14 protein-coding genes are annotated in these 14,672 nt (G+C 70.3%); 7 read left to right on the top strand and 7 right to left on the bottom strand.

The window, feature by feature from the left end; translation table 11 throughout:
* Positions 1-34 precede the first annotated feature (34 nt).
* A complete protein-coding gene (gene phzG, locus AB0J90_RS13550) occupies positions 35-661 on the bottom strand; it encodes a phenazine biosynthesis FMN-dependent oxidase PhzG (RefSeq protein ID WP_363595505.1) in 627 nt (208 codons plus the stop codon).
* Between the two features lie 65 nt (positions 662-726).
* Positions 727-1,491 carry a class I SAM-dependent methyltransferase gene (locus AB0J90_RS13545; protein ID WP_363595503.1) on the bottom strand — a complete coding sequence of 255 codons (765 nt, stop codon included), beginning with the start codon at positions 1,489-1,491 and terminating at the stop codon, positions 727-729.
* 114 nt (positions 1,492-1,605) lie between these two features.
* On the opposite strand from AB0J90_RS13545, the gene AB0J90_RS13540 reads away from it, so the two are divergent.
* Complete coding sequence (locus AB0J90_RS13540; RefSeq protein ID WP_363595501.1) at positions 1,606-2,508, top strand: MerR family transcriptional regulator; 903 nt, start codon at positions 1,606-1,608, stop codon at positions 2,506-2,508.
* Positions 2,509-2,523: 15 nt separating this feature from the next.
* On the opposite strand, the gene AB0J90_RS13535 is transcribed toward AB0J90_RS13540, so the two are convergent.
* On the bottom strand, positions 2,524-3,147 hold the full coding sequence (locus AB0J90_RS13535; protein WP_363595499.1) for a TetR/AcrR family transcriptional regulator: 624 nt from the start codon (positions 3,145-3,147) through the stop codon (positions 2,524-2,526).
* A 109-nt stretch (positions 3,148-3,256) separates the two neighbouring features.
* Here AB0J90_RS13535 and AB0J90_RS13530 point away from each other — a divergent pair, with 109 nt between their 5' ends.
* On the top strand, positions 3,257-4,006 hold the full coding sequence (locus tag AB0J90_RS13530) for a glucose 1-dehydrogenase (RefSeq protein ID WP_363595497.1): 750 nt from the start codon (positions 3,257-3,259) through the stop codon (positions 4,004-4,006).
* A 15-nt stretch (positions 4,007-4,021) separates the two neighbouring features.
* A complete protein-coding gene (locus tag AB0J90_RS13525; protein ID WP_363595495.1) occupies positions 4,022-4,888 on the top strand; it encodes a TIGR03620 family F420-dependent LLM class oxidoreductase in 867 nt (288 codons plus the stop codon).
* Positions 4,889-5,094: 206 nt separating this feature from the next.
* Here the strand turns inward: AB0J90_RS13525 and AB0J90_RS13520 are convergent, their stop codons facing one another.
* Complete coding sequence (locus AB0J90_RS13520) at positions 5,095-5,457, bottom strand: DUF4267 domain-containing protein (RefSeq protein ID WP_363595493.1); 363 nt, start codon at positions 5,455-5,457, stop codon at positions 5,095-5,097.
* A gap of 91 nt (positions 5,458-5,548) precedes the next feature.
* Between AB0J90_RS13520 and AB0J90_RS13515 the strand changes: the two genes are divergently transcribed.
* Positions 5,549-6,475 carry a LysR family transcriptional regulator gene (locus AB0J90_RS13515; protein ID WP_363595491.1) on the top strand — a complete coding sequence of 309 codons (927 nt, stop codon included), beginning with the start codon at positions 5,549-5,551 and terminating at the stop codon, positions 6,473-6,475.
* A 110-nt stretch (positions 6,476-6,585) separates the two neighbouring features.
* Here AB0J90_RS13515 and AB0J90_RS13510 read toward each other — a convergent pair whose 3' ends face one another.
* On the bottom strand, positions 6,586-7,005 hold the full coding sequence (locus tag AB0J90_RS13510; RefSeq protein ID WP_363595490.1) for a hypothetical protein: 420 nt from the start codon (positions 7,003-7,005) through the stop codon (positions 6,586-6,588).
* A gap of 231 nt (positions 7,006-7,236) precedes the next feature.
* Between AB0J90_RS13510 and AB0J90_RS13505 the strand changes: the two genes are divergently transcribed.
* The gene (locus AB0J90_RS13505) at positions 7,237-8,208 is read left to right on the top strand and encodes a hypothetical protein (protein WP_363595488.1); all 972 of its coding nucleotides are present in this window, start codon (positions 7,237-7,239) and stop codon (positions 8,206-8,208) included.
* Positions 8,209-8,330: 122 nt separating this feature from the next.
* Positions 8,331-8,741 carry an ATP-binding protein gene (locus tag AB0J90_RS13500; RefSeq protein ID WP_363595486.1) on the top strand — a complete coding sequence of 137 codons (411 nt, stop codon included), beginning with the start codon at positions 8,331-8,333 and terminating at the stop codon, positions 8,739-8,741.
* A 169-nt stretch (positions 8,742-8,910) separates the two neighbouring features.
* Here the strand turns inward: AB0J90_RS13500 and AB0J90_RS13495 are convergent, their stop codons facing one another.
* Together AB0J90_RS13495 and AB0J90_RS13490 are read right to left on the bottom strand one after the other, a co-directional pair.
* Positions 8,911-9,789, bottom strand: a complete 879-nt coding sequence (locus tag AB0J90_RS13495) for a hypothetical protein (protein WP_363595484.1) — start codon at positions 9,787-9,789, stop codon at positions 8,911-8,913.
* A 73-nt stretch (positions 9,790-9,862) separates the two neighbouring features.
* Entirely contained in the window at positions 9,863-12,370 is a 2,508-nt protein-coding gene (locus AB0J90_RS13490; RefSeq protein WP_363595482.1) for a S8 family serine peptidase, read from the bottom strand.
* A 132-nt stretch (positions 12,371-12,502) separates the two neighbouring features.
* Here AB0J90_RS13490 and AB0J90_RS13485 point away from each other — a divergent pair, with 132 nt between their 5' ends.
* The gene (locus AB0J90_RS13485; RefSeq protein ID WP_363595480.1) at positions 12,503-14,275 is read left to right on the top strand and encodes a sigma-70 family RNA polymerase sigma factor; all 1,773 of its coding nucleotides are present in this window, start codon (positions 12,503-12,505) and stop codon (positions 14,273-14,275) included.
* Positions 14,276-14,672 lie beyond the last annotated feature (397 nt).

The following is a 14,672-nucleotide window of genomic DNA, read 5'->3' as shown; positions in this document are numbered from 1 at the left end:
GACGACGGTGCCGAGGTCGGCGTGCCTTTGTACGTCAGGGCTGCAGGCGCTGGTACGACCAGGTACGGCCGTCGTGCTCGTACCGCAGCCGGCGGTGCAGGCGGTCGGGGCTGCCGTACCAGAATTCGACCGCTGCCGGACGCAGCACGTAGCCACCCCACCCCGGCGGTCGGTCGATCGGGGTTCCGGCGGCGAGGAGGTCGGCGGCACGTTGACGAAGGTGCCCCTCGTCGTCGAGCGGATCGCCCTGTCTTGACGCCGCGGTGGTCGCTTTGGCTGCTTCGGGTCGCTCCGCGAACAGGGCGTCGGATTCCGCGCTGTTCAGGGGCTGTACCGGGCCGGCGACGTTCACCTGCTGCAATCGTTCGCGCCAGTAGAACGTGGCCGACCCGTACGGACGTGCCGCCAGGTCGCGGCCCTTGCGGCTGGCGTGGTGGGTGGTGAACACCAGGCCGGACGGGCGGAGTTCCTTCAGCAGCACCACGCGGCTGGAGACCCGGCCGTCGGAGTCCGCCGTGGCCAGCACCATCGCGCCGGGCTCACGGACGGCCGCGTCCACCGCGGCGTCGAGCCATTCGCGTAGCAGTGGGAGCGGGTCAGCCGGCGGTGTGTCGAACTCCGCCAACCGGAGTGTCGCGTCACCCGTCAACGATTCGGCCATCTCGCACCTCCACGATATCCGTCTCTGATGTCACGCGGTCGCACCGCTGTCATGGCGGTCGGCGCTCATGGGTGGCCGACGATGAGCCGCAGTGAGCCGACGAACTCGGGCTGGTTGCGGAAGGTGCCGTAGCTGGCGTCCCAGGCGCCGGAGTCCAGGTCCCGTCGGAGGTTGGTGACGGCGCGGGTGGTGGCGTCCTCGTCGACGAAGCCCCACGCCGACTGGGCCGCGCGGACCTGTGGGTCGAGGAACTGTTCCGGTCGGGCGTAGTACGCCTCGGTGAAGCCGTCGACGCAGTCGATCGGAATGGGCACCGGCTGTACCTGGGTGGTGGTGCCGATCAGTTCCCGGATGGCGTCGATGGCTGGGTAGCGGCGCCGTTCGGCGGCGACGAGTTCGGGTACGTACCGCGCCAGCCACAGCAGGTCGAGCGCGTCGCCGTCGAAGGTGAGTACGACAACCGGGCCCCTGGCGACCCGTCGTAGCTCCCGTAGTCCCTGCGCGGTGTCGGACCACTGGTGGACGGTCACGGTGGCCATCGCGGCGTCGAAGCTGTTGTCGTCGAACGGCAGCCGCTCGGCGGTGGCGTCGATCGCGGGTACGGCGCTGGCGGGGCGTTGCGCCCGCATCGCCGCCGACGGTTCGATCGCGGTGACGTACCGGTCGGCTGGTTCGTAGGAGCCAGCACCCGCACCGACGTTGATCACGGTACGGGCGTCGCCGAGCGCGGCGTGCACCCGCGCCGCGATGCGCGGGTCCGGGCGACGTACCGTCGCGTACCCGTGGCCGTGGGTCTCGTAGTCGAAGTCGCCGGCCAAAGTGCCTGTCATGAGCTTCCGCCTTCCCCTGTGTCTGCCGGCCAGAGTGGCAGAAAACAGCGGCGGTGCCACCGCGACGAACAACACCTTGACCCGTACCCCGGGGTGCGGGTTTAGGGTCGGCGGATGCGAGTGGGTGAGCTGGCGCGCCGGACCGGTACGACCGTGCGCGCCCTGCGGTACTACGAGTCGGCTGGGCTGGTCGTGCCGCGGCGGCTGGGCAACGGCTACCGCGAGTACGATCCGATCGCGGTACGTCTGGTCACGCAGATCCGCGAGCTGATGTCGCTGGGCCTCAGCGTCGAGGAGACCCGCCCGTTCGTCGAGTCGATCGCCGACGGCTCCGACGACACCGACGTGTGCGCGGCGGCGTTGGCGACGTACCGGAACACCGTCACCGTGCTGCAGGAACGCATCGGCAGGTTGACCGCCCAGCGCGACGCCCTCGACGCGCGTCTCGACGCGGCCGCGAGTCAGGTGGTGACCGGTGCCCCGGCAACCGGCGCCGACCCTCGCGACCTGGTCGGGAATCCGTTGCCGTCGCTGGGTTTCTATGCCACGGACGGACGGCCGGTCGATCTCGGCGCCCTCGGGTCCGGGCGCAGCGTGATCTTCGTCTATCCGCTGACCGGGCGACCGGGCGTCGACCTGCCCAACGGCTTGTTGGAAATCCACGGCGCGCGGGGCAGCACCGAGCAGGCCACCTGGCTCCGCGACCACCACGCGGAGATCCTCACCGCGGGAGCGGCACGCGTGTACGGGCTGTCCGCGCAGTCGACCGGCTACCAGCGCGAACTGGTGCACCGGCTGCGGTTGCCGTACCCGCTGATACCCGATCCGCGGTTGACCCTGGCCGCCGCGCTCAGGCTGCCCACCTTCGCGGCGGGCGACATGACACTCTACGAACGGCTGACCCTGATCGTCACCGACGACGTGGTCGAACACGTCTTCCACCCGATCCCGGATCCCGCGTCGCACGCACTGGACCTCATGCGGTGGCTCACCAAACGACGCCGTACCACCCGATGACCCGCACACCCATCGTCAGTGGCGATCGTCCTGCCCGCCCGGTACGGCGTGCAGGGCCAACTCGACCACCCGTTCCAGGTCCTGTTGGGTGGCGCCGGCGGAGGCGTGCACGGCGAGCCCCTCGGACACGGTCATGACGTAGCGCGCAAGATCGTCCGGGCTGTTGCCGGCGGGTAGGTCGCCCTCGTCGACCGCGCGCTGGAATCGGTCACGCATGGCCAGTTCCCCTGCCTTGCGGGCGCGGGCCAGGGTCGCGGTCACGTCGGCGTTCGCCGGGCCGCAGGCCAGGCCGCCCTGGATGGAGAAGCACCCGGCGGGCCGCCCCGGTGTGGTCACCGCCTTGGCGTTTTCGCGGAGGAAGGTCTCGGCGACCTGCCGGGCCGTGGGCTCGGCGAGCGCGGTACGGGCGTACGCCATGTCGATCTCGGCGTACCGGGCGAGCGCCTTGTCGAAAAGATCCCGTTTGTTGCCGAACGCGGCGTACATGCTTGTCTTGTTGATGCCCATCGCCTCGGTGAGGTCATGCAGCGAGGCGCCCTCGTAGCCCTGCCGCCAGAAGATCTCCAGGGCGCGGTCGAGCGCCCGGTCGGCGTCGAAGCCACGGGGTCGGCCGATGGCTGTTGGCTGGGTGGTGCTCATGCATCCATGCTAGCCCGCCCCAAACCGATCGGTACACAACTCGGCCGGGGCGTGCTACGGTCTACTTCAGTACCGATCGGTACCGAATGTGTTTCTGGAAGGACCTTCGATGGGACAACTGACTGGTAAGACCGCGGTCGTGACCGGGGCAACAAGCGGGATCGGCCTCGCCGTCGCCCAACGGTTCGCCTCCGAGGGCGCACACGTCTTCATCACCGGCCGGCGCAAGGAGCAGCTCGACGCGGCCGTCGCGCAGCTCGACGGCGACGTCACCGCGGTGGCCGGCGACGTGTCGGACCTCGACGACCTGGATCGACTGTACGAAGCGGTGGCGCAGCAGGGCCGCCGGGTCGACGTACTGTTCGCCAACGCGGGTGGGGGAGCGTTCTCCTCGCTGGAGCAGGTGACCGAGGAGCACTTCGACCAGACCTTCGACATCAACGTCAAGGGCACGCTGTTCACCGTGCAGAAGGCGTTGCCGCTGCTCAACGACGGCGCGTCGATCATCCTCTCCGGCTCCACCGCCGCCACCAGCGGCGCCGAGGCGTTCGGCGTCTACGCCGCATCCAAGGCCGCCATCCGTTCGTTCGCCCGTACCTGGGCCAACGAACTGCGCGGACGCGCGGTCCGGGTCAACACGATCATCCCCGGACCGACCGACACCCCCGGCATCACCGGACTGGCCCCGGACGAGGAACAGGCCGGACAGCTCAAGGGCTACCTCGCCGGGACGGTACCGCTGGGCCGGATGGCCCAGCCGGCGGAGATCGCTAACGCGGTCCTCTTCCTCGCCTCCGACCAGGCCAGCTTCGTCACCGGCACCGAACTGTTCGCCGACGGCGGACTCAACCAGATCTGACCCGGAGGGTCGCTCATGAAGCTGGGACGAACGGGCCTCTGGAGCGTCGAGCTACGCCTCGGCGACCCGGGCGAGATCACCGAAGCCGCCGCCGAACTGGACGAACTCGGCTGGGGCACACTCTGGATCCCCGGCCTGGGCGGCGGGGACATCCTCGGTGACCTGGCCCGGCTGCTACAGGCCACCCGCAACGCCACCGTGGCGACCGGGGTCGCCAGCATCTGGCGCCACGACCCGGACGACCTGGCCGCGGGTCACGCTGAACTGCGGCACAGGTACGGCGACCGTACGCTGCTCGGCCTCGGGGTGAGCGACCCGGGCACCGCCCGCGCCGCAGGCCATCCGTTCCGTCCGTTGGCCGCGATGAACGACTATCTCGACCGTCTCGACGCCGCCGGCAACCCGGTGCCGGCGGCCGAGCGGATACTGGCCGCCCTGAGTCCGGGGCTGACCCGGTTGGCCGGTACGCGCACCGCGGGGGTGCACCCGTTCATGGTCACGCCGGAGTCCACCGCGCTCACCCGGGAACTCCTCGGCCCGGGCCCGCTGCTCGCGCCGTACCAGGCGGTTGTCCTCGATCGGGACCCGGAACGGGCACGCCGCACGGCCCGTGACTTCCTCGGTGTGTTCCTGTCGATGGGGCACTACGAACGGAGTCTGCGACGGCAGGGGTTCACCGAGGCGGACCTGAGCGACGGCGGTAGCGACCGGCTCATCGACAGCGTGGTCGCCTGGGGGGACGTGACGGCGATCGAGAACCGCCTGCGGGCACATCGCGACGCCGGGGCCGACCATGTCTGCCTGCACGTGCTGACCGGCAGCACCGGCCTACCCCGTCGCCAGTGGCGCGAGCTGGCGCCACTGGCGAACCAGGCAGCCTGATACGAGGACCGGCCTCGACGGCTCACGCTGCCTGCGCATCGCAACCGACGTGCGCAGGCAGCGGCGCTCGGGGCTCCGCCTCGATCGAGGGTGCGGACCGGGACGCCATCGCGCGTCGAGCGGCGTGACACAGCAGCAACGACCACGACTTCCTGGGCTCGCGCTGTGCCCGCCGTCGCGAGCGGGTGACGTCCCGGCTCTCCTGGTCAGATGGCGAACAGCAGTGCGGCGTCGACGAGTACGACGACCGCGGTGGCGAAGTGGATACCGAAGGCGACCGCGCGGGTTCCGCCGTGACGCAGCACGATGGCGGTGTCGCCGAGTGGTGCCAGGGCGACGACGAGCATGAACAGGGCTACGGCGCGAGCGTCGGCGAAGGCGACCAGCGCGAGCCCGAGGATGCCGTAGCTGGTGTCGCGCAGTCCCTTGACCGTCAGGTATGCGTTCGGCTGGGCGGGCACACCGTAGCCGGCTGCCGCTGCCTGTGGAACCGCGAAGAAGCGGATGCCGACCACGATGATGAACAGGTTGAGCACGATGGCCAGCCCGTAGGCGATGACGTTGAGCATGGTCTTCACCGTCCTCTTGGCGGGTCACCCGAACAACGGCGGATCTTGTACCGTTCGATAATCGTGGGGTTATGGGTGGAGGCGGCCCGGCATGGAGTTGCGGGACATCGAAATCTTCCTGGTCCTGGCCGAGGAGCTTCATTTCGGGCGTACGGCACTTCGGCTGCACGTGTCGCAGGCGCGGGTCAGTCAGGCGATCGCCAAGCAGGAACGGCGGATCGGTGCCCCGCTGTTCACCCGTACCAGCCGTCGGGTGGAGCTCACCGAGGTCGGCGCCCGGCTACGGGAGGATCTGGGTGCGGGCTACCAGCGCATCCTCGATGGTGTGGCTACCGCGACCGCCGCCGGGCGCGGGGTGGTGGGCACGCTGACGCTGGGACTGCACGGTGCCAACGCCCACGAGTACGCCTCCGTCATCGGGCTCTTCCGCAGGCGACATCCCGACGTCGAACTCCGCTTCCACGAGATCCACTTCAGTGACCCCTTCGGGCCGTTGCGGGCCGGGGCGGTGGACCTGGCAACCACCTGGCTGCCCGTACGAGAGCACGACATCACCGTCGGCCCCGTCCTGGGCAGCGAACCGCTGCTGCTCATGGTCGCCGCCGGCCACCCGCTCGCGGGGCGGGGATCGGTGCTGATGGAGGACCTCGGCGACTGGCAGATGCCGGGTACGTTGCCATCCGTTCCGGACTACTGGGCCACCGTGCTGGCACCCACCCGTACGCCGTCGGGGCGGCCGATCCGACGTGGACCGAGGGTCACCACGCTGGAGGAGACGATGGCGGTGGTGGCGTCCGGCGACGTGATCTGCCTGGTGCACGGCGAGGCGACCCGTCACTACCGGCGTCCCGGGATCGTCTTCGTTCCGATCCGGGACGCCCCGACAGGTTCGTGGGCACTGATCTGGCGCCTGGGTGGGGAAACGCCCTTGGTCCGGGCATTCGCACAGGCGGCGAAGGACAGCGGACCGGTGGGGGTGGCCGCCGAAATCAATCCGGGGACGGCGCCAATTGCCTGATCCACCTGATCTAGCTGATCCGGCTCGTCTGGCTTGTCCCGTACGAGTTCCTGCCGCGCCGGTTCGACCTGCCCTCCTTGCCACTCGAAGGGCCGCCGAACGGCACACGGTCAGCCCTTGCCGCAGGCTTTGTCCACTGCCGCCTTGTCGTCGACGAGCCCGTTCGGACCCTCGCCCGAGCCCTCCTGTGCGGCCTGGCGCTGCAGCGAGTCGGCATACGCCTCGATCGCCTGGCGTACCCCGTCACCCTCCGCCTGTTCGGCCAGGAGCATGATCTCGCGGTGCCAGCCCTCGAAATGAAGGCGTCGTAGCCGGGGCAGGTCCGCGTACGCGACGCGGTCGCCGGTGTAGGCCGCCTTCAATGCGTCGGAGTACGCCTTCGCCTCGGGCGTCTCGTTGGCCAGGTACCGATCGTTGGTCGCGGTGAACTCGGTGCAGATCTGTGCCGAGGTGCCCGGTGCGTCCCTGCTCTCCGCCAGCTCCCCGCCGCAGCCCGAGGCGATGAGGACGACCAGCGTCAGCGCCGTCAACCTGACTGTCTGCCGCACTGGTTCCCCCAACTGTGGCCGCCGGACATCCATCGTGGACGCCCGTCGGATTCTATTGGCAGAGTGCGACCGGAGCGCAGCCGAGTGCGACCGGAGCGCAGCCGAGTGCGACCGGAGCGCAGCCGTCGACCGGACCGGACAAGGCCCGGCCGACAGGACGGCATGCGATACCGTCCACGAGCACACCGAGCCGACGTCCGTAGGAGGCGACCGGTGCCGGACAGGGAGTTCTTTTCGGTCGCCGCGACCCTGGGTGCACTGCTCTGGGTGAGCCTGCTGGTGGAGAGCCACCTGCACCCCGAGGCATTCCTGCTCGAGCGGATCAAAGCGGTCGGCGAGCGGGTACGCCGGCTGGAGGTGCAACGCGACGCCCTGCGGGCAACGGCTGCGTCGGTCGCCGAGCTACAACGGCGAGTCGGGGCGTTGACCGATGTCGATCGTGCAATGGCCGAGCACCTCGAACGGGTGGAGCAGCAGCGGCGCAGCGTTTCCGACGCACTGGAGCTGACCCGCCAGCAGATCAGCGACAACATCGGGCGGAGGTTCGCGATCTTCGACGGGTCGCGGCCGGCAGCGGAGGCCGCCACGGGCGACGACGAGTCACCGGATACGACGGCAGCGGCACCGGAGAGTTCGGCCGGCGGTGGCGGCGGTTCCGAGGCGACGGACCGCGGGTTCGTCGGTTTGCAGGCGCGTACGTTGTCCCTGCTCGGCCGAGCAGGCGATTTCGAAATCGACGCCCAGTTCCTCGCCCAGAACCGGTCGCTCGTGGCGAACCAGACGACGGCTTTGTACACCGAGTTGGCCGGGCACCAGCAGACACTCGCCGAACGTACGAAGGAACTGGAAGTCGAGCAGTGGCGGCTCGGCCGGCTGCGCGGGTTGCGGGTACGGCTCTACCGCTGGCTGCCGCCGCTGGTGAGCCTGGCCGGTGGCTGGACCGAGGCGACCGCGTTGACCGCGCTCTACGGCCGACCTACCCCGCTGGGCGCGGTCCTCGTCATATCCGGCCTTGCCATGTTGGCCACGATCTTTGCCGGTGTGCTCGCGATCCGGCTGTTCGCCACCGAGGAGAACACACCAGTCGGCCCTGTCGAACGATGGCTCTCCCGGATGGTGGTGTTGATCCTGCTGGTCACGCCGCTCGCCCTTGCCACCATCTACACCTCGGCCATCCTGCGCTGACTCGGCTAGTCGGTTTCCCTGGTCACCGGCCCGGGTACCAACATGCCATGGCCGGATGTCAACGCCTCGGGGCATGTTGACCACCGCCGGCTTTCATCGACTACGAAGGGACGGCGAGGCAGATGGCGGCGACCATGGCGCTGACGCTCTCCGGCGACATCCACGCCGCCTCGCACGCCCGTAGCCTCGCCGATCTCCTGCTGAGCAGGCTCGGCGTGACCGGGCAGTCCCGCGCCGACCTCACCCTCATGATCAGCGAGGCGTGCACCAACGCCGTCTCGCACGCCCGACAGCCCGGCGACATCGAGGTGCACATCTCCGTCGGGCAGGACGAGTGCGTCATCGACGTCGGCAACAGCGACGGCACCTTCGACGATGCCCAACTGCACGCCGACCTTCCGGACCCCTGCGCCGAGGGAGGACGTGGCCTGCCCATCATCACCGCCCTGGCCGACGCCGCTCGGACGGTGCACGAGCGATCCGGCTGGGTCGTGCTTCGCATGGTCAAACGCATCGTCAGGAACCCGGACTAGGCAGCCGCCGGACCTCTCCAGAACTGACCGGTTGTCACCCGCTCGGACCAGGGACGGTGTCGAGGCGCCGGCCAATGACTGGCGTCACTGCGACGACCCGCCGGGGGCGGAGACAGCCGGTGGTCCCGCGCCGACGAGCCGACGCGGGACCACATGTACGGACTGTCGGTCAGCTCGCGCAGACGGCGTACGCGCGCACCTTCCAGTTGCTGCTGAAGCCGTCCTCGTCCTCGACGGCGCGTACGGTGACCGTGCTCGACGAGGTGGGCCGCATTTCGGTCAGGCGTACCTGGCCGTCGCCGCCGACGATCTCACCGCCCACGCCGTGCACCCGCGTGCCCACCGGGCACGTCGCGGTGACCGACCGGCTGACCGTCGAGGTCAGGACGCTGTCGACGATCACGCGTTGTTCCCCGGGCAACGGGTCGGCGCAGATGACGGCGATGTCCATCGACCAGTCGCCCGCGAAACTGTTGCCGGCCTCGACGCCCGCCACCGTGACGCTGTTCTGGTTGATTCGTACGTCCTCCAGAAGCACCTCGCTCGACCCGGAGCCGAGTGCCAGGGCGGCGCCGCCGCCACCGATCGCACGCTTGCCCACCGGGCAGGACAACTCCCGGAACTTCGGATTCACGGAGTTGATCACCGAGTGACCGGTGACCACCTGGAGGCCCTTCGGGGCCGGAGCGCAGAGCGCACTGGCGGTGACCGCCCAGTTACCGGTGACGCCGTTCGCGTCCTCGCGGCCGGTCACCGAGTAGAGGTTGGCGTCGACCAGCGGCAGCATGATGTCCATCCCGACCTGGCCGAGGCCCGATCCGGTGATCGCGCCGCCGCCGCCGATGACGCTGGTACCCGCCGGGCAGATCGCGCTCTGCGTCTTGGCGACGCTGTTGCTCGGTCCGAAGGTCGTCCTGACCACCAGGCCGGGCACCGCGGCCACCGGCCCGACGAGGGCCACCTGCCCGAGCGTGACCGCACTCAGCGCGGTCGCACCCGCGGTGACGATCCGACGTGCCCACCGGCTGCGGTTCGATCCTTCTCGCATGGTTCTCTCCTTGGTTCGTTCGACTTTTGAATTGCCTGGTTCAGGGGTGTCTTGCAGGTGGACAGCCCAGTGGTCAGGGCGTGACCTGCTGGATCTCGACCGGTACGGAATCCACGCCGACCAGTCCGGTCGAGTCGAAGACCTCCAGCCACACCGACCACGTGGTGGTGCTGGTACCGCTGGCCAGCAGGCCCAGTTCCGCGGTGAACGCGGCGCAACTCTTCGGCACGACCTTGTCGTCGAGCGGGGCGCCGGTGGGCACCGCGCTGCCCTGGCAGAGCACCTTCTTGGCGCCGCCGTCGCCGTACGCGGTCCACCGGTAGCGGGTCCCGGCGACCGCGCCGTCCTCGGCGTCCGTACCGGCTCCGACCAGCGCGACCGACTTCGGCCCGGCGCCGATCGTGGTCAGCTTCAGTGCCGACTCCGGCTGGACGACCGTGGCGGTCGGCCGGGACTGCCCGGACGGCACGGCCGTCACGGTGAAGGCCCGCTGCACACTCGCGTCACCCGCCGTGAACGTCACGGTGTACGCCCCCGGGGTGACCGCGCCCGCCGGCAGCAGCTTCTGGTGGCCGGTCTGCTGGAACACCACCGTGTCGCCGCGACGGACCGTCCAGGACGCCTCCCCGTCGGGCACCGGTCCGAAGGCGTCGGGGTCGACGGAGGTGCCGACCAGGCTGACCGACTGACCGGCGGCGAGCGTCAGCCCGGCCGGGGGCGAGATGATGGCCGCGGTCGTCGGGCTGTCCACCACCGTGACGGTCACCGCCGCCGACCCGGTACGTCCCAGGCTGTCGGTGGCGCTGGCCGTGATGACGTGGGTACCGGCCGACAGCGACGGCACAACCGTGATCGACTTGTCGCCCAGCTCACCGTCGATGCTGCTGGTCCAGGTGAGCGGGATCTCCTTGCCGAGGAAGTCGGTCGCCGTACCCCAGAGGTCGACCGTCTGGTTCACGCCGAACTGCTGCTTGGTCTTCGGCGTGCTGATGCTGACCGCTGGCTTACCGACCTTGACACCGAGCGCCTTGGCGACCGCGGCCAGTGCGTCGATCCGGCGCTGGCTGCCGGTTACCTTCGCACCGAGCCCACCGACGTGGGCGGTGCTGTTGAGGATGTCGCGGACCTGCGCGGCGGTCAGCCCCGGGTCGGCGGCCATCACCAGGGCGGCGACGCCGCCCACGAACGGCGCGGAGACGCTGGTGCCGCAGGTGGTCTTCGTCGCGTTGACCCCCGGCTCGCCGGGGTCGACGAGACCCTGGACGCACATCGGGCCGTAGATCTCCACCGAGGTGGTGACGTCGCTGGTGCCGAAGTTCGATCCGCCCGACACGGTCGCGTCCGTGTTCATGCCGCCCACGCAGAGGACATGGGTGCTCTCGCACGGCACGAAGAGCGTGTCGGCGTCGATGTTCTTGCCGTTGTTGCCGGCGGCGGCGACGATCAGCGCCCCGGTGTCCCGGACGTGCTCCATCCGCCGGTCGGTCCAGGTACGTGCCCAGGCCTTGCCGAGGTTCACATCGCGGGTGAAGCTGAGGTTGACCACGTCCGGGTGGGTCGCCTCGGCGGCCTTCTCCAACCGGCGCAGGACCGTCCAGTAGTCGATGCCGTTGCGTACGGCGACCAGTTCATCGACCACCGGCCCGGCCGGCCCGGCGGTGCCGTAGTCGTTGTCGACCCGGCCCATCCCGGCGAGCGTTACCTCCGTGCCGTGCCACGGGCAGGGCGTGCCGTTCGTGCAGTCGTTGGTGTTGGTCGCACCCCACTCCGCCTTGTGCAGGGACACCTTGCTCGGGAAGTCGGCGTTGGACTGGAAACCGCCGTCGAGCACCAGGTACCTCACCTGCTTGGTCAGCTTGCCCTTGGCCTCGAGCAGTTGCCAGGCCGGCGCGACTCCGGTGTCCATCGCACCGCCGGCACGCATGAACGACCAGTCGAAGACGTTCTTCCCGATGCCGGGGGCTTCGAAGACCTCGCCGTCGACGATGCCGGAGGGCTCCACCAGCCAGTCGAGGACCAACTCGGTCCCTGCCCGCCACTCGGCCGCGGCCAGGGCGAGCAGCCGCAGCGCCCGCTCGTCGCCGACCCGGTACGCACCGGACTGACCCGGCTCGGCGGCGAGCAGGTCGTCGACGAGTCCGGCCGGGTCGGCGCGGTCGGCGTCCACCCGTACCAGATGGTCCTGACCCTGGTCGTCCGGGGCGAAGGAGTCGAGCACCTGGCCGCCCCAGCGGGTCAAGAAGGAGTCCAACTCGGTCTGGTCGGCGACCCGCACCATCACCTCGTCGAGCACCAGGCCTGCCGGTGCACCGTCCGGTGCGGCGACCACCCCGATCTCCCGGTCGGTGCCGATCCGACCGACGGGGTCGATCGCCAGCCGGGGTGCGGACAACCCGTGGTCGACCCGGAACTCCAGTGGTTCCGCACGGGTGGTGGCGGCGAGCCCGCCGGGAGCCGGCGCGGCGGCGGCGTCCACTCCGGTGCCTGCGACGAGTCCACCGGCGAGTACCGCGACTGCGGCGGTGACCAGGAACCGGCGTGGGCCGGTGACTGTTCGGCGGGCGGGACGAGTCGAAGTCATTGGTGTCTCCTCGGTGTCGGTGGGTGCGGTGACACCGGTAGGAGTGCGGACGGGTCGGCATGCCAACAGAAAGACCCCGGAAATCTTTTTCTTCGTTCTACTTGACCCGTCGACGAGCAGTGGGGGACACGGATGGACACGGCCGCACCGGACGACCGCACGCTCGTCGAGGCGATGCGCCGGGGCGATCGGTCCGGCCTGGAAGGCATGTACCGGCGGTACGCCGACCGGCTCTACACGTACGCCCGGGTGATGGTGCGTGAGCGGGAGGCTGCCGCGGACGCCGTCCACGACGGGTTCCTCAACGCCAGCCGGCACATCGGTCAGCTCCGCGACCCCGACCGGCTGCGCCCCTGGCTGTATGCGATCGTGCGCAGCGAATGCCTCCGGCAGTTGCGGGAGCGGTCCCGCTCCTCGCCCCTGGAGGAGGCGGGTGAACCGGTGGCCGACACCGCCGACCCGGGCACCGGCGTCAACGCCGAGCAGGTGCGCGACCTGGTACACGCCGCGGTCGCCGCCCTCAACCCCGGCGATCGCGAGGTGGTCCATCTGGCGATCCGCCACGACCTGTCCGCTGCCGAGATCGGCGCGGCCCTCGGGGTACCCGCCAACCATGCGCACGCCCGCCTGTCCCGTGCCCGTTCGCAGCTCGAACGGGCACTCGGCGCATTGCTCGTCGCCCGCAGCGGGGCACGGGACTGCCCGACGCTCGCCGAAGTGCTGGACGGGTGGCAGGGCCAGCTCACCCCGAGCCTGCGTAAGCGGGTCTCCCGCCACATAGACGGGTGCGCCGCGTGCGGGGTGCTCCGGCGCGAACAGCTCAACCCGGCGGCGCTGCTGTCCGCGTACACGGCACCGGCGTTCCTCGTCGCCGTCGACACCGTGTGGGCAAGACTGGTCGAGGTCGAGGTCGAGGTCGAGGTCGAGGTCGAGGTCGAGGTCGAGGCGACCGATGGCCAGGGGCAGGTGCCCGGCGGGGATGCGGGCGGCGGTCCAGCCGATGCGCCCGGCGGCCGGGCCGAGGTCGAGCAGCCGTCCGCTCCGGTGACCGGATCGCCGGCCTCAGCGGAGCCCACCGGCCCGGGGGACGGGCCCACCGCGAAGGCGAATGACGGACCGGCTGCCGGGCCCGCAGTAGCGGATGGTGTGGCGGTGCCGCGTGCCGCGGCCCATCCCGTCCGTCCGACATCGGTGGCGGCAACCCGGGAGCGGCGCCGACGACGGTTGGCCGCGACCGCCGGCCTGTTGCTGCTCCTCGTCGTGACCGGCATCTGGGCGTTCGCGCCCAGCCAACCGGCCCCCGAGGAGGTGGCGGCGACATCCGGCACGCCGTCCGGCGGGCTGTCGGTCACCGCCGTCGCTACCGGCCCTGTGGACCAGCCTGCGTCGACGACCGGACCGGTCGACGCTGCTGGCGCGACTGCCAGCCCGGCTACTCCGGGTAGCCCGGACGGGGTCGCCTCTGCCACCGACCCGGGCTCTGCCACCGACCCTGGCTCTGCGGGCGACCCTGGCTCTGCGGGCGGCCCGCGTCCGGCCGCCGCACCGACCGCCCCGCCGACGGCTCCCCGGCCGCCGGCGCCCAGGCCGTCCGCCGCGCCACAGTTGGCCATGCCGTTCACGGTGACGGCGAGTGCGCGCGTGCGCTGCGGCCTGGACACCTACAGCCTGGTCGTGCGGGCCACCGGCAGCGCGGCGCTCGACGAGGCAGAAGTACGGTGGACCCCCGCCGAGGGCGTCACGTCGAGTCGGGCGATGTCGGTGGACGGATCGTCCGCGCAGGTAACCGTGGGGCAGTTGCGCGCCTCGGCGCTGACCTGGTCGGTACGGGTGACCGCCGACGACGGCCGTACGGCACAGAGTCCGTCGTACCCGGTTACCGACCCGTGCGTCCGGCCGGGCTAGGTTCTGTCTCGCGGATCTTGCTGTCGGGTGATGTCCTCGTCCAGGGTGCCGCGGGCAGCGAGGGAACGGCCATCTCGGTCGGCCCAGCATCGATCCTCGTCGATGACGAGCACCTGAGGGTAGGCGGCGATCTGTGTCGCTTCGAGTCGGCGTCGCTTCGATCGACGTGGCAGCGACCGGTGCCCGGCTACGGGCAGCCCCCGCTCACCTGGGCCGATGTCGAACGACTCGTCGACCATTCGCTTGGACCGCGCTGGTTGTGCCCATCAAGGATGAGCGTCGGCGGTAGGTTTGTGATGAGACACCCCTTCCGTCCGTCGATCCGGTGGAGAGCATCCGATCGAGTATCCGGCGAAGGGACCGCATCCATGAGCGTCGGCGCCACTTCCACCTCCGC

It is taken from the genome of Micromonospora sp. NPDC049523 (assembly GCF_040676775.1).
In the GTDB taxonomy this organism is placed as follows: Bacteria; Actinomycetota; Actinomycetes; order Mycobacteriales; family Micromonosporaceae; genus Micromonospora_G.
The sequence above is the reverse complement of the archived record's forward strand: the minus strand, read 5'-3'. Positions and strand labels throughout refer to the sequence as shown.